This window comes from Sphingopyxis sp. (assembly GCF_050916055.1).
Classification (GTDB): domain Bacteria; phylum Pseudomonadota; class Alphaproteobacteria; order Sphingomonadales; family Sphingomonadaceae; genus Sphingopyxis.
This window is the reverse complement of sequence record NZ_CP051527.1, coordinates 3358284-3372606: the sequence shown is the minus strand read 5'-3', so window position 1 is coordinate 3372606 and position 14323 is coordinate 3358284. Positions and strand designations below refer to the sequence as shown.

Genomic DNA, 14323 nt, shown 5'->3' with positions numbered 1-14323 from the left:
ACAAGGGAATCGAAAGCATGAAGATGGGATTGCTGGCGGTCGCTCTGCTGATGCTAACCGCTTGTTCGAAATCGTCAGATGCGGACAAGCCGGACGGTGCAGAATTATATGCCCTGAACTGCGCGGGTTGTCACGACCCGGGCCCGGGTCATCCCGCCACTATGCTGCTTGAAGAGATGGAGCGACCCGTTGCGCCCCTCATTGGCCGCAAGGACCTCGACAAGGACTATGTCCACTCGGTCGTCCGAAACGGGCTGATCGAAATGCCGCCATTCCGCCCAACCGAGCTGACAGACGCCGATGTGGATCTTGTATTCACCTACATCAAGACGGCAAAGGGTCCTTCGAAGGCTCCTTGACGACGAGGCGCGCAAGGCTTTGCAAGGCATCGGCAGCGTCAGTCTCGTTAACGATCCGCGTATAGGCCGCCAGACTGAGGTTTGCGGCGTTCACTCGGTCCGCGCAGCTCTCAGCTCCAAGCGCATTCGCCGCGCTGATTAGCAGGTGCTGCGCCAGCCGTTCCCCCTCAAGTTCTGCCATCTTTACCAGGCGGCGGACACTCTGCGCTTTGCCGGCCGAAGGGCCGCCGGCACTGGCGGGGGCTTTCAGCCACCGGCGGGCCTGACGCAGTGGCCCGATGACTTCTGAATTTGTCGCCTCAATTTTTGCGAGGAGAAAACGCAACTCCGCCTCGCTAAGCACGGTCGACCGCAGCTGCGCTAACCAGCAGCACAGCAGCAGGAGGTTGACGTCGAAGCCATGATCGTCCTGCAAGGTTAGGCAAAGATCGGCTACGCCGGGCTGCTCATAGGCGGACACCGAGAAACGCCAGAAGGTGTCGGGATCGAGTGGCTTCACGTCTTGACCCCGAAATCCTCTCGCATGCCAGCGCCCGGGATGCTCCCGGTCATGGCGATCGCACCAAGCGGGTCAGGAGTCCCCACGCATCTCCTCCGGCTGCCAGCCCATTGCGTTGCTGGCTTTGAGAGCGGCGGCCTGGACTCTGTCGATATTGCTCTGGCAAAAGAATTTCTGGTCAGTCATCCGGCCGAGTACACCGATCACGGCGATCAGCTTTTCCTGCATGTCGAAAATCGGAACCGAAATGGCAGCAAGCCCCGGTACCACTTGCCCGTCCACCTTGGCGTAGCCTTGGCGTCGGATTTCCGTCAGCATCGCTTGCAGCTCGGTTTCGTCAATCGACGTCCGTGCAGCGCGCTCACGTTCAAGCAGCCGCTTATAGGCAGGGAGCGGCTGGAAAGCCATGAAAACGAGCCCTGCAGACGAATGCTGAATGGGAAGGACCGATCCGACGTGCAAAGACGTCGCAATTGGAACTCCGCCGTCGAGCCAACGGATGATCGTCGGCCCATAGTCACCCCATATCGAGAGCAGACCAGTGGTCTCGAGATCATCCGCAAGCTGCCGCAGATAGGCGGTGGTGATGCGAATGACGTCGAGCCTCGACAAGGCCGAGAGTCCGACCTTGAGGGCGGTCGGACCGAGAGAATAGCGACCGTCCGCAGGCTCCTGCTGGACCAGCCCCGTATTGATGTACGCCTGAAGATATCGGTGCGCCTGGCTGCGCGACATCTCGGCTCCCGCGGCGATATCGCGAAGGGGTGCGCAGCCGCCGGGACAAGATATCAGCGCTTCGAGCACGCGGACCCCAGTCTCTACCGACTGGATACTCTTGCGAGGCTTTTGCGCAACATCGCGCGGCGATTTGGAAGAGGCGGACATATCGGAGTGATCGTCTTCAAGCTCTGTCACTCTCACGCTTTTTGACTGCCGTTCCAAACTTCTTCCATTCTCTTATGTTGTCCCTTTTGCAGGGTTACAAGGGTTCAAGTAAGCGACAACAGATACAATTCATATCTCAAGATGCAAAGTCGTTTCTTGTGTAACTGCCCGCGCAGCATTCCTATGCAATGGCAGATTCCGCCCTGTTGCCAGCCATTCGCGCGTATCCGCTCTCCTGCCGTGTGCCAGTGTCCGCCGGCAAATCGAACGTGAAAATTAGCGCGGCGAGGATGCAGCCTCGACGGCCACAGTTTCGACGCGGCCTGCTGCTGGCGGCTCGTCCCCGCGGCGTGTCGCCATGAACACCCCTGCACCGACAAGTGCCGCGCCCGCGATGTGAAAGGGAGCGAGATGTTCTCCAAGCAGGAGAATTGCAAGCGCAACCCCAAAGACTGGGGGCAGATTCATATAGATACTCGCGCGAGCGACACCGATCAAATCCACTGCACGGTTGAAAAAGAAATATGCAAGGAGCGAAGGGAAAATTCCGACATAAAGGATGGCGAGCGGAACCTCGATCCTCGCCGCCATATAATGGCCGTGCGCAATCTCCAGAAGATACGGGATGGCAATGCTTGCGGCCCCGACCGCGAACAGCGTTACGAGAAAGCTCAGCTGATGTATGGCGGGTTTCTTCCGCAAAAGGGTCGAGTAGAGCGAGTAGAGAAAAACGCCGAAAAGGGCGGCGGCATCTCCGCGGTTGAACGTCATGGCCAGAATATTGGCTAGGCTACCTTGCGCGACGATGACGAGCAAACCGGCCAGTGATACGAGCGTGCCTGCCAACTGACCGATCGTAATTCGGTCTCGGAAGATCACTGTCGAAAGCAGGAGTATCATCGAAGGCATGGCGCCCTGCATCATGAGGTTATTCGTCGCCGTTGTATATTGAAGGCCCCAATAAACCACGAGGGCGAACGCTCCGATTCCAAGCGTTCCGAGAAACGACAGCATTTTCCAATTCTGCAGAATTGCGCGACGATCCGCGACAAGATGCGGCCAAGCGAAAAGTAAGCCTACCCCCATTGCCACGACCCATCGCCAAAAGGCCATGCCGAGGGGGGTAACGAGGTGGTGAACTGCGCGCGCAACAATGGGGTTGAGGGCCCAAAAAAGCGAGGCTGCGCAAAGCAATAAGCCGGCAGAACCCCAGGCTCGCTGAAATATTGGAAATCGATGCGTCAATGGATGCCCCTTGTGGTCAGTTTGCCGATCTGGTGCGCTGCCCTGCGCTTCTTTTGGCTCGCAAAATTTGGCTTGAACCATGATCCGATCTGCGTCATCGCGTTGCACATAGTGCATCACATTTTTCTAAATGCAATAAGGAAGCGCATAAGGTAGCGTTCGCTGGAGGGGCACAATGACCCGAATGTTAGAAGGAATTCGGATTCTTGACCTCAGTCGGGTCCTTGCTGGACCTTGGGCAACGCAGCTCATGGCCGATTTGGGCGCCACAGTTATCAAGGTCGAACGCCCGCTCGAAGGGGACGACACGCGTCGTTGGGGGCCGCCCTGGCTTTATGCCGGCGGAGAGGCAACGTCTGCCTATTATCTGTGCGCAAATCGGGGAAAGGAAGCGATTGCCGTCGATTTCACCGACGCCGAGGGACAGCAGATTATTCGAGATTTGGCGGCCGGTTGCGACGTTGTCGTTGAGAATTTCAAGGTCGGGACGCTCAAGCGCTACGGGCTCGACGCTGCGAGGCTGCGAGAGGCCAACCCGGCCCTGGTCTATTGTTCCGTGACGGGCTTTGGCCAAGACGGCCCCTATAGCGGCCGGCCGGGTTATGATTTTATCGCGCAGGGCATGGGCGGATTAATGAGCGTCACGGGTTCGCAGGAAAGTGGCCCGATGAAGACGGGCGTTGCCCTGTCTGACATCATGACGGGTCTCTACTCGGCGATCGCGATCCTGGCAGCTCTTGTCCGGCGGGGAAATACCGGCGAGGGCGCTCATCTCGACGTGTCGTTGCTCGATGTCACCGTTGCCACCCTTGCAAATCAAGCCTTCAACTTTTTCGCCACGGGGGAGAATCCGCCCCGGTATGGCAACGCTCACCCCAACATCGTGCCATACCAGTCTTTCCTGACAGCCGACCGCGGGATCAATCTCGCAATCGGGAACGACTCTCAGTTTCGTCGGCTGTGCGACGCAATTGGGCGGAGTGACCTTGCTGACGACCCACGCTTTGCCACCAATGGTTCGCGGGCCGGAAACAAACAGGCGCTCGAAGATGAGTTGGCGCCGATCTTTGCAGGCGCGGGCGCAGCTTCATGGATAGAACGGCTCGACGCCGCCGATGTCCCGGCTGGTCCGATCAATGAAATTTCGGACGTCTTTAAGGACGCTCATGTTCTGCACCGTGGAATGAAGATTTCGCTCAACCACAAGGAATTGGGTGATCTTCCAGGCATAGCCAGCCCCATCAAAGTCGATGGCGAGCGCGCGGTTGCCTCCACACCACCACCGCTCTTGGGCGAGAATACTGATTCCGTTCTGCGGAGAGAGCTCGGACTGGGCGAATTGGAAGTAGCGGGGCTAAGGACAAGAGGAGTAATAGGGTGATCCTCATCGACCGCACCGAGCGACGATGGAGCCTCCAATCATGCCCTTCCTCACCATGCTCTCATGAATATCAGTTAGGCGGCGGCGCGATGGTTTCGCAGGCCCGCCAACACCGACGAGGCGACCGCGCCGATGTGTGATTCTGCCAGCCCTCGCGCGCGGGCAGGGGATTTGGAAGCGATCGCCTCGATGATTTCATCATGTTCACGTGCGGTATCGGCCATGAAATGATTGAAACTACCGGCTTGGTTGAAGAAATCAGACATGTCAAAATTGCTGTTCTGCCGCGCGCCGACAAAGGGCGACTGAGCCATATCGTGGATGAGCTGATGGAAGGCACGGTTGAGTTCGCAATAAATTACCGCGCTGCGCGGCTCGTCAAAGTCGATCGTGAGAATACGTGCTTGCAGCGCGCGCAAATCGCGCATTTGCGAATCGGTCCGACGCGCTGCCGCCAGTTCCGTCAGCAGTCCCTCGAGCCTTTCAAACATGATGTAGAAATCTGCGATCTCGTCATAGCTTGGATTTATCACCTCGCAACCGACCTGCGGAATTATGCGGACAAATCCTTCCGAACTCAAACGGTTGAGCGCGGCCATGATCGGCTGGCGGCTCGCTCCGGTATCGCTCACAAGATCCTTTACCGACAGCCGCTGGCCAAAATTATATTGCGCGCCAACCATTCGGCTAACGAGAAGATCGTAAATTTCATCCTTCTTGTTCACTCGAATTGTCTCCAACTTGGGCGCTGCTACGCACGCCGCGAATAGCCCCCTTGATCAGCAAGAACGCAAGAGTCAGTCGTTGGCGAACGGATCCGGCTGCAAGAGCTGTTCGCAACGGAAATCGACAGATTCGCTCTGCATATTTTGTTCGGCGCAATCGATCGTGGACAGCAAGTCTCTTTATAGGCGCTTAGCATGTGCGATCAGGCGCCATATTCGCCAAACGAATGATCGCCGCCAGATGATCGTTCCAACTCTTCATTGCTTCGCGCTTCTCGTCCTTCCAGTCGTGGCGCTGGTAGATACCGGCGACGCCCGCGCGGGAACCTCCGACGTGGTTGAGCACAGCTTCGGTCACTTCAAATCGAACGCCTAGCCGTTGAAACCCGGTTGCAAGAGTTCGTCTCAAGTCATGCAGTCGCCAGTCCGGTATCGGTTCGCCGCCGTCTTGCGACATAAGCAGGTCGAGCTTGATCTTGCCTTTGCTATATCCGGTGAACCTTCCGCCCCTGGAGGTCGCGAACATCCTGCCGCTACGTGGCCAGATAGCCGACCCAGCAACCTCGTCGAGGATAGCAACTGCAAGGTCGTTGAGCGGAATGCGGTTGGGCTCGCCATTCTTTGCCCGTTCGCCAGGCAGGGTCCATAGGAGTTCCTTCCGGTTGAGTTCCTCCCAACGCAGCGAAGAAACCTCCTCTCGTCGCTGACCGGTAACGATCAGAAGGCGGACGATTGGTCCGAAACAGGGATGCGTGTTTGGCGCCGCCACCCAGATGCGGCCAAGCTCCTCGTCTGAAAGCCAGCGATCGCGAGGCTTGACCGGGGGCGGGGTTTCAATGCCTTCCATCGGGCTCCGATCGATATCTCCCCGGCTGACGGCCCAGCGCAAAAGGCGGCGCAAAACAGCGAAGACGTTACGGTTGTTTGCGATCTGTGCGCGCGGCATGCGGTCGAAGACGGCAACGATGTCGATTCGGGTAAGCTTGGGAAGGGGCTTTGACCCCAAGACCGGTTTTACATGCAGCTCGAGGCTGCGATTGACGAGGCGCCTCCAGCCTTCTCCGACGCAAGCCTCAGCGAAACGATCAGAGTAATTATCGAACGCTAGATCGACCGACTCTCGTCGTCGTTGCCGCTCTGCTTCGCCTGGATCGGTCCCTTGGGCGATCAGGATAGACAGCCGCTCCGCCTCGGCTCTGGCGGTGACTGGCGTCCACGGCGACCCATGGCTGCCTATCGTGTATCGGCGCGTCTTAGATTCGCGACCGCCCATTCGGAATTGTAACACGTACGAGACGGCGCCAGCCTTGGTTCGCTTTGCGCCAAAACCCTTTATGCTATCATCCCAAAGAATGTCATGTTGCCCGCTCGAAATGAGAGCATCGACCGAGCGCTTTGTGATCTTTCCGCTTGCCATAAATTGGTCTCCCAATACGGCGTTTCCAGCAATCACCCGGCAATCACCGTGGCGGAAATTGCCGCGTAATTGGGGAAAAGATAGCATAGGGAGTGGCTATAAAAAACTAGCCTTTTCAACCCTATAGCACTCCTATATACGCCTCCAGCGAAAATACCAGACCTCGTGCCCCTGCGCCCGCGCCTTGGCTTCGTAGCGCGTTTCGGGCCAGCCGCCGGGGCGGACCAGAAAGTCCTGCGCGTCCTTCGCCAGCCATTCGAACTGGTGGCGGTGGCGGCGCATCACCATCAGCGCATGCGCCAGATACACCGGATGATCGGTGCCGAAGCGGAACTCGCCGCCGGGCCTCAGCTTGGCCGCGATCAGGTCGAGCGGCCCGTCGTTCATCATCCGCCGCTTGGCATGGCGCGCCTTGGGCCAGGGATCGGGATGGAGCAGATAGGCAAAGCTCAATGCGCCGTCAGGGATCCGCCGCAGCACCTCCAGCGCATCGCCATGATGGATGCGGACATTGCCGATCGGCAGCCTTGCGCCATGATCGCCCGCGACATGGACCAGCGCCTGCGCGACACCGTTGATAAAAGGTTCGGCACCGATGAAGCCGTGATCGGGCAGCATATCGGCGCGCGCCGCCATATGCTCGCCGCCGCCGAAGCCGATTTCGAAATGCAGCGGGCGATCATAGCCGAACAGCCGCTCGGCGGTGACGTCGCCATCGGCGGGCACCGCGATCTGCGGCAACAGCGTGTCGACGAGCGCCTGCTGCCCGGCGCGCAGGGGTTTGCCGATCGAACGGCCATAGAGGCGGTTGATCGTCGTCGGATCGCCGGGCTTGTAAGCAGTCATGCCGCGCGCCCTAGCGACGGGAGGCGGGGGCGGCAAGCGCCCCCCTGCCCCGCGCGTCAGCCGGCCAGCGCCGCCTTCAGCTTCTCCGCCAGATCGGTGCGCTCCCACGGGAAGCTGTCGCCTTCCGAGTTGCGGCCGAAATGCCCATAGGCGGCGGTCTGGCGATAGATCGGCTTGTTGAGGCCGAGGTGGGTGCGGATGCCCTTCGGCGTCAGGCGCACGAGCTGCGGGATCACCGCTTCCAGCTTGCCTTCGTCGACATTGCCGGTGCCGTGCAGATCGACATAGATCGACAGCGGCTCGGCGACGCCGATCGCATAGCTGAGCTGGATCGTGCAGCGCCGCGCGAGGCCCGCGGCGACGATGTTCTTCGCGAGGTAGCGCGTGATATACGCCGCCGAACGGTCGACCTTGGTCGGATCCTTGCCGCTGAACGCGCCGCCGCCGTGCGGGCTGGCGCCGCCATAGGTGTCGACGATGATCTTGCGGCCGGTCAGCCCGGCATCGCCGTCAGGCCCGCCGATCTCGAAACGCCCGGTCGGGTTGATGTGATAGACGGTGTTCGCGGTGAGCAGCTCGGCGGGCAGCACGTCGGCGATCACGCCGAGGACATATTGGCGCAGCTCCTGATATTTCGCTTCGTCGCCTTCGCCATTGTGGAAATAATAGCCCGGCGCATGCTGGGTCGACACGACGATCGCGGTCGCCTCGACCGGGCGTTCGTTGGCGTAGCGCAGCGTGACCTGGCTCTTGGTGTCGGGTTCCAGGAAGGGCGCGGTACCCGCCTTGCGGTCGGCGGCCATGCGCTCGAGGATCTTGTGGCTGTAATCGAGCGTCGCGGGCATCAGATCGGGGGTTTCATCCGACGCATAGCCGAACATGATGCCCTGGTCGCCGGCGCCTTCGTCCTTGTCACCGCTTTCATCGACGCCCTGCGCGATGTGCGCCGACTGGCCGTGGAGGTTGTTTTCGAAGCGGAAGGTCTTCCAGTGGAAACCGTCCTGCTCGTACCCGATTTCCTTGACCGTATTGCGGACGGTCGTCTCGATCTCGTCGAGCGCGCCCGGCGCCCATTCGCCATTCTCGAACACGCCTTTGCAGCGGATTTCGCCGGCCAGCACGACAAGCTGGGTCGTGGTCAGCGTTTCGCAGGCAACGCGCGCTTCGGGGTCCTTCGACAGGAACAGATCGACGATCGCGTCGCTGATCTGGTCCGACACCTTGTCGGGATGCCCTTCGGACACGCTTTCGGAAGTGAAGAGGAAGCTGTTGCGCATGGGAGGCCTTCTTTGAGTCGAATATAAAGGAAGCTTTATGTGTCGGCGCTGTTAGCGCCCGCGCCGCCGAAAGGCAATGGCCGCCGCGAGCAGCAGCAGCGCAAATCCGACCGGCAGCATGTTGCCGTAACGCGCGAACAGCGTCGGTGCGTGCGCGGGCGGGATGACGGTATCGATCCGTCCCGCGGCATGCATCGGCAGCGATTCGCGGATGCGCCCGTCGGCGTCGATCACCGCACTGATCCCCGTCGGCGTCGCACGCACGACGGGCAGTCCTTCCTCGATCGCGCGCAGCCGCGCCTGCGCCAGATGCTGCGGCGGCCCCCAGGCGCCGAACCAGGCGTCGTTCGACGGGTTGAAGATGAAGTCGGGGCGGTGGGTGCGGTCGACGACCTGCCCCGAAAAAATGATCTCGTAGCAGATCTGCAAGCCCGCCTGCCCGAACGCACCGAGGTCGAGGGTGCGCGCGCCGGGGCCGGGCCAGAAATCGATGTCGCCGGGCGCCAGCCGCGACAGCCCGATCGCCGAGAGGATCGAGCGCATCGGCAGATATTCGCCATAGGGGACGAGGTGCGCCTTGTCGTACCGCGCGCCGAGGGTGCCGTCGGCGTGTACCGTCATCACCGCATTGCGCGCGCCGACGACCTCGCCCGTCCGGTCGAGTTCGAGCTTCAGCGCGCCGAGCAGCATCAGGTCGCCGGGGTTCATCAACGCAGTCAGCCGCGCCCGCGCCTGCGCGGGAGAGCGATCGTAATAGACCGCCGGATAGCCCCATTCGAGATAATCGGGCACCGCTGCCTCGGGCCACAGGATCAGCCGCGGGGTATCATCCTGCGGCGCGGTCAGCTGCGCGAGCTTGGCAAAATTGGCGTCGGCTTTCGCGCCGACCCATTTATCGGCCTGCCCGACGTTGGGCTGGACGACGGTGATGGGCGCGCCAGTCTTGCCGCTTGACTCATCGCCGGCAAAATAGACGAGGCCTGCCACCGTCGCGCCGTAGGCGATCCCCAGCAAGATATTTCGAAGCGATGGCATCAAACTATCGTTGAGCGGAGCGCCGCGCATATCCTCGTCGAGCTTCGCTTGCTTTTTTGCCTCGCGTTCTTCGGGGGTCGCGAACAGCCAATCGACGATCAGCGGAACAATGAATCCCGCGGCGAGGATCACCAAGGCACTGGCACCATAGCTTCCCACCAGTGTCAGCGCGTCGACAAAGGGAACGACGGCTTGGGTTAGATGCGGCCAGGCGGCGACCAGCGGATTCCACGCAAAGCCGGTGAACACCCAGCTGCGCAGCCATTCGGTTAGCGTCCACAACGCGGCGAAGGCGAGGATGAAGGACATCGTCGCCCCCGCGCCGGCGGGGGCCGGTGTCGGTGTTGGGCCTTCGCTGCTGGGTAAACCTCCAGCGGCCCCCGCTTTCACGGGGGCGACGAATTTGGTCATCGCCCACGCCCCCCACGCCGCCAGCGCCGGATACACCGCCAGATACAGCGCGAGCAGCACCACCGCGACCCACCCCAGCCACGCGGGCATCGCGGCCTGATAGGTGAAGGCGGTGGCGATCCAGTTCAGCCCGACGGCGAAATGGCCGACCCCGAACGCCCAGCCGATCGCGAACGTCCGCCAGCCCTTGGGACTGCGCGCCACCAGCGCCATCCAGCCCGCGAGCGCGAGCAAGGTCAGCGGCCAGAAATTCAACGGCGCAAATCCCGTCGCCGACACCGCGCCGAGCAGCAGGGCGATCAGCTTGGGCCAGCGGTCGGCGAAAGCGGCGATGCGGGGGGATAGCGCGGTCACGCGCGCTCTCTTAGCCGGGCGCCGCGACGCTCACTAGAGCATATATTTCATCTTGATCGCCTGATGCGCCTCGCCGCTCACCGCAAAGCTCGCCGAATTGAACTTGGGCGGCCCCATACCGATCGCGGGATTGCGCGAAAAGCCGAAGCCCTCGCGCGGCATGAACAGCGCCATGTCCATCTTGTTGTTGCCATTTTCGTCATGGACCACCGCGACCGCATAGGTGCCGTCGGCGGGGGCGGTGACGGTGAACTGCCCCGCGTTGGCGGCTTTCACCACCATTCGCACCGACGCCTTGTCCTTGCTGCAATCGGGGAACGCCTTGGGGTTGGCGGTCAGGCAGACGAGCAACTGGCCTTTCGTGCTGCGCAGCCCCGTGATGCTGAGGTCAACCGTCGGGCCAGGCGGCGGCGGCGCGCTCGCTGCGGCGGTGAGCAGCAGCAAAGCTGCCAAGCCCGATATCGGTACCGCACAGCTTGTCCCAAAACCGGAAATAAAGGCCATAATTCCCCCGATAAGCGGCATGATGCTGCTCGTGATGCGTCGCGGTTATCAGCCACCGCCCTGCTGGTCCATGAACAAGCGCGCGCGGAAACATCTCCCACCCCATGTGATTGCCCACCCCCATTACCGTCATGATCGTCAGCACCAGCCCCAGCACGCCGACATGGATCGGGATCAGAAAGACGAGCGCGGGGATGACGATGGCGCCGGTCAGCGCCTCGACCGGGTGAAAACTCATCGCCGCCCAGGCGGTCGGCGGGCGGCTGGCGTGATGCACGGCATGGGCGATGCGGAAGGGCCGCGGTCGGTGCATCCAGCGGTGCGTCCAATAGAACCAGGTGTCGTGGAGGAGCAGGTACGCGAGCAGACTGACCGGCATGTACCAGAGCGGAAAAGCGCCGGGATCGGTGTAGATGCGCGTCCACGCGTGGGTCTGCCACCCCCAGGCGACGATGCCGGCGGGGACGCCATAGATCGCCGCGCTCGCCAGGCTCCAGCCGATCTCGCGCCGCATCTGCGGTTCCAGCCCGCGATAGAGGCCGGGGTGCTTCAGCCGCGTCGCCAGCGCAAAGCCGCCGCTGCTGATCAGGTAGCGCACCCCGACGATCAGCGTCATCGCCAGCGCGGAGAAAATGATCGCATCCATGCACGAAGCGATAGCCGCCCGCGCGCGCTGCGGCTAGGGCGGACGCATGACCGGCCCCGAACCCGATTATTGCGACATCGCCATCGTTGGCGGCGGGCTGGCCGGCGGCCTCGCGGCGCTGGCGCTCGCTGCGAAGCGGCCGGCGCTCGACGTGCGGCTGATCGAACCCGATGCGATCGGCGGCAATCATATCTGGTCCTTTTTCGACACCGACATCGCGCGGCGCGACCGCTGGCTCGTCGCGCCGCTCGTCCGCCATCATTGGGACAGCTACGACGTCGCTTTCCCCGACCGCGAACGCCGCGTCCGCATGGGGTATAAAAGCATCACCGGCGAAGCGCTCGCCGAAGCGGTCGCCGCGGCGATGCCGCCGGGACGGATCATCGCCGACAAGGCGAAGCATGTCGCGCCCGATCATGTCCTGCTGGCGCGCGGCGGGCGGCTGTCGGCGAAACACGTCATCGATGCGCGCGGCACCGGAAAGACATCGCTGCTCGATTGCGGGTGGCAGAAGTTCGTCGGCCAAGCGCTGACCGTCGAAGGCGGGCACGGCATTCAGCGCCCGCTGGTGATGGACGCCACGGTCGAACAGATCGACGGCTATCGTTTCGTCTATCTGCTGCCCTTCGACGCCGACACGCTGTTCGTCGAGGACACCTATTACAGCGACGATGCCGAACTCGATGTCGCGGCGGTGCGCGATCGGATCGCGACCTATGCCGCGCGCCGCCAGTGGAATGTGACCGCGGTGACGCGCGAGGAGACCGGCGTGCTGCCCGTCGTCGTCGCCGGCGATTTCGACCGGCTGTGGCCGGCGATCGACCGCTCGGCGCGGATCGGCGTGCGCGCCGGAACCTTTCACGCGATGACCGGATATTCGCTGCCCGATGCGGTGCGCACCGCCGCCGCGCTTCCGGCGCTCGTCGACCGCGCCGACCTGCCCGAGCGGCTGCGCGCCCGCGCCGCGACATCGTGGCGGCGCCAGCGCTTTTACCGGATGCTCGGCGCGATGCTGTTCCGCGCCGCCGATCCGGGCGAGCGCTACCGCATTTTCCAGCGTTTTTACGGGCTCGGCGCCGGACTGATCGCGCGTTTTTATGCCGGCCGGTCGACCGCGACCGACAAGCTGCGCATCCTGTCGGGCAAGCCGCCCGTAGCTATCCGCCGCGCGGTTGCGGCGCTTTCGAAACTGGACTGGAAATGACCCGCAGCGCCATCGTCATCGGAGCCGGTTTCGGCGGCCTCGCGCTCGCCATCCGGCTGCAATCGGCCGGGGTCGCGACGACGATCGTCGAGGCGCGCGACAAGGCCGGCGGGCGCGGCTATCACTGGCAGCGGCAGGGCTTCACCTTCGACGCCGGCCCGACCGTCATCACCGATCCGCCGTGCCTTCAGGAACTATGGGCGCTCAGCGGGCAGGACATGGCCGTTGACGTCACGCTCGACCCGGTGATGCCCTTTTACCGGCTGAACTGGCCCGACGGCACCAATTTCGATTATTCGAACGACGAAGCCGCGCTCAATGCCGAGATTGCCAGGCTCAATCCCGCCGACGTCGCGGGGTATGAGAAATTCCTGACCTATTCGAAGGGGGTGTATGAGGAGGGTTATGTCAAGCTCGGCTCGGCCGCCTTCCTCGACTTCGCCTCGATGATCAAGGCGGCGCCGGCGCTGATGAAATATCAGGCGTGGCGCAGCGTCTATTCGATCGTCTCCTCCTATGTAGAGGACGAACGGCTGCGCCAGGCGCTGTCGTTCCACACCCTGCTCGTCGGCGGCAATCCGATGAACACCAGTTCGATCTATGCGCTGATCCACACAATCGAAAAGGAAGGCGGGGTGTGGTTCGCGCGCGGCGGCACCAACAAGCTGGTCGCAGGCATGGTCGCGCTGTTCGAGCGGCTGGGCGGCACGCTCCGCATCGCCGATCCGGTGACCAAGATCGAAACGCAGGGCGACCGCGCGACCGCGGTGCAGACCGCGAGCGGGTGGCGCGGCGAGGCGGACATGATCGCGTCGAACGGCGACATGATGCACAATTATGCCGCGCTGCTGTCGGACCATCCGCGCGGCAAGAAAGCGGCCAAATCGCTGGCGCGCAAACGCTGGTCGCCGTCGCTGTTCGTCGTCCATTTCGGGGTCAAGGGCGACTATCCCGACATCGCGCACCACAGCATCTTGTTCGGGCCGCGCTATAAGGGGCTGCTCGACGACATCTACAAAAACGGCGTCGTGCCGGGCGATTTCTCGCTCTACCTCCACCACCCCACCGCGACCGACAAGGCGATGGCGCCCGACGGCTATTCGACCTTCTACGTGCTCGCCCCGGTCGCCCATCTCGGCAAGGCGAAGGTCGATTGGGACGGCCCGTTCGGCCAGCAGTTCGCCGATGCGATCCTCGACGAGGTCGAGGCGCGGGTGCTGCCGGGGCTGAAGGCCAATCTCGCGACCAGCTTTCACTACACCCCCGCCGATTTCGGCCGCGACCTGTCGGCGCATCTCGGCAGCGCGTTCAGCCTCGAGCCGGTGCTGTGGCAAAGCGCGTGGTTCCGGGCGCACAATCGCGACGATGTGATTTCCAATCTTTACTTCGTCGGCGCCGGGACGCATCCGGGCGCGGGTATTCCGGGGGTCGTCGGCAGTGCAAAGGCGACCGCGAAGCTGATGCTCGAAGACGCCACCTGAATACAAAACACCGTTCGCCCTGAGCTTGTCGAAGGGCCGTTCTTCCTTCAAAGG

At 62.3% G+C, this 14323-nt stretch carries 14 protein-coding genes; 4 read left to right on the top strand and 10 right to left on the bottom strand.

The window, feature by feature from the left end; translation table 11 throughout:
• The first annotated feature begins 17 nt into the window (after positions 1-17).
• Positions 18-359 (top strand): c-type cytochrome, encoded by a 342-nt coding sequence (locus HEQ22_RS16555; RefSeq protein WP_432768934.1) that lies wholly within the window; start codon positions 18-20, stop codon positions 357-359.
• Here the strand turns inward: HEQ22_RS16555 and HEQ22_RS16550 are convergent.
• From HEQ22_RS16550 to HEQ22_RS16540, 3 genes are all read right to left on the bottom strand, one after another.
• Entirely contained in the window at positions 325-858 is a 534-nt protein-coding gene (locus tag HEQ22_RS16550) for a TIGR02444 family protein (protein WP_432768933.1), read from the bottom strand. The genes HEQ22_RS16555 and HEQ22_RS16550 overlap by 35 nt on opposite strands.
• Positions 859-930: 72 nt before the next feature.
• Positions 931-1773: an IclR family transcriptional regulator gene (locus tag HEQ22_RS16545; protein ID WP_432768932.1), complete on the bottom strand. Its 843-nt coding sequence runs from the start codon at positions 1771-1773 to the stop codon at positions 931-933.
• Between the two features lie 246 nt (positions 1774-2019).
• Positions 2020-3105, bottom strand: a complete 1086-nt coding sequence (locus HEQ22_RS16540; protein WP_432768931.1) for a DMT family transporter — start codon at positions 3103-3105, stop codon at positions 2020-2022.
• Between the two features lie 58 nt (positions 3106-3163).
• On the opposite strand from HEQ22_RS16540, the gene HEQ22_RS16535 reads away from it, so the two are divergent.
• On the top strand, positions 3164-4369 hold the full coding sequence (locus HEQ22_RS16535) for a CaiB/BaiF CoA transferase family protein (RefSeq protein ID WP_432768930.1): 1206 nt from the start codon (positions 3164-3166) through the stop codon (positions 4367-4369).
• Positions 4370-4443: 74 nt separating this feature from the next.
• Here the strand turns inward: HEQ22_RS16535 and HEQ22_RS16530 are convergent, their stop codons facing one another.
• From HEQ22_RS16530 to HEQ22_RS16500, 7 genes are all read right to left on the bottom strand, one after another.
• Positions 4444-5094 (bottom strand): GntR family transcriptional regulator, encoded by a 651-nt coding sequence (locus HEQ22_RS16530; RefSeq protein WP_432768929.1) that lies wholly within the window; start codon positions 5092-5094, stop codon positions 4444-4446.
• A 190-nt stretch (positions 5095-5284) separates the two neighbouring features.
• Positions 5285-6598, bottom strand: a complete 1314-nt coding sequence (locus HEQ22_RS16525; protein ID WP_432768928.1) for a tyrosine-type recombinase/integrase — start codon at positions 6596-6598, stop codon at positions 5285-5287.
• A 45-nt stretch (positions 6599-6643) separates the two neighbouring features.
• Positions 6644-7357: a tRNA (guanine(46)-N(7))-methyltransferase TrmB gene (gene trmB / locus HEQ22_RS16520; protein WP_432768927.1), complete on the bottom strand. Its 714-nt coding sequence runs from the start codon at positions 7355-7357 to the stop codon at positions 6644-6646.
• Positions 7358-7413: 56 nt separating this feature from the next.
• Entirely contained in the window at positions 7414-8634 is a 1221-nt protein-coding gene (metK, locus tag HEQ22_RS16515; protein WP_432768926.1) for a methionine adenosyltransferase, read from the bottom strand.
• A gap of 51 nt (positions 8635-8685) precedes the next feature.
• Positions 8686-10434: an apolipoprotein N-acyltransferase gene (gene lnt, locus HEQ22_RS16510; protein ID WP_432768925.1), complete on the bottom strand. Its 1749-nt coding sequence runs from the start codon at positions 10432-10434 to the stop codon at positions 8686-8688.
• Positions 10435-10467: 33 nt separating this feature from the next.
• Complete coding sequence (locus tag HEQ22_RS16505) at positions 10468-10887, bottom strand: DUF2141 domain-containing protein (protein WP_432768924.1); 420 nt, start codon at positions 10885-10887, stop codon at positions 10468-10470.
• Positions 10823-11584 (bottom strand): sterol desaturase family protein, encoded by a 762-nt coding sequence (locus tag HEQ22_RS16500; protein WP_432768923.1) that lies wholly within the window; start codon positions 11582-11584, stop codon positions 10823-10825. Before HEQ22_RS16500 ends, HEQ22_RS16505 begins: the two co-directional genes overlap by 65 nt.
• A 46-nt stretch (positions 11585-11630) precedes the next feature.
• On the opposite strand from HEQ22_RS16500, the gene crtY reads away from it, so the two are divergent.
• The gene (gene crtY, locus HEQ22_RS16495) at positions 11631-12788 is read left to right on the top strand and encodes a lycopene beta-cyclase CrtY (RefSeq protein WP_432768922.1); all 1158 of its coding nucleotides are present in this window, start codon (positions 11631-11633) and stop codon (positions 12786-12788) included.
• Positions 12785-14269: a phytoene desaturase gene (locus HEQ22_RS16490; protein WP_432768921.1), complete on the top strand. Its 1485-nt coding sequence runs from the start codon at positions 12785-12787 to the stop codon at positions 14267-14269. Before crtY ends, HEQ22_RS16490 begins: the two co-directional genes overlap by 4 nt.
• Positions 14270-14323: the final 54 nt, after the last annotated feature.

Excerpts from the sequence above, each read along its gene's own strand:
- trmB (WP_432768927.1), bottom strand. The coding sequence starts at position 7,357 with ATGACTGCTTACAAGCCCGGCGATCCGACGACGATCAACCGCCTCTAT.
- HEQ22_RS16500 (WP_432768923.1), bottom strand. The coding sequence starts at position 11,584 with ATGGATGCGATCATTTTCTCCGCGCTGGCGATGACGCTGATCGTCGGG.
- HEQ22_RS16525 (WP_432768928.1), bottom strand. The coding sequence starts at position 6,598 with ATGCTATCTTTTCCCCAATTACGCGGCAATTTCCGCCACGGTGATTGC.
- metK (WP_432768926.1), bottom strand. The coding sequence starts at position 8,634 with ATGCGCAACAGCTTCCTCTTCACTTCCGAAAGCGTGTCCGAAGGGCAT.
- HEQ22_RS16490 (WP_432768921.1), top strand. The coding sequence starts at position 12,785 with ATGACCCGCAGCGCCATCGTCATCGGAGCCGGTTTCGGCGGCCTCGCG.
- HEQ22_RS16555 (WP_432768934.1), top strand. The coding sequence starts at position 18 with ATGAAGATGGGATTGCTGGCGGTCGCTCTGCTGATGCTAACCGCTTGT.
- HEQ22_RS16540 (WP_432768931.1), bottom strand. The coding sequence starts at position 3,105 with ATGCACTATGTGCAACGCGATGACGCAGATCGGATCATGGTTCAAGCC.
- crtY (WP_432768922.1), top strand. The coding sequence starts at position 11,631 with ATGACCGGCCCCGAACCCGATTATTGCGACATCGCCATCGTTGGCGGC.
- HEQ22_RS16535 (WP_432768930.1), top strand. The coding sequence starts at position 3,164 with ATGACCCGAATGTTAGAAGGAATTCGGATTCTTGACCTCAGTCGGGTC.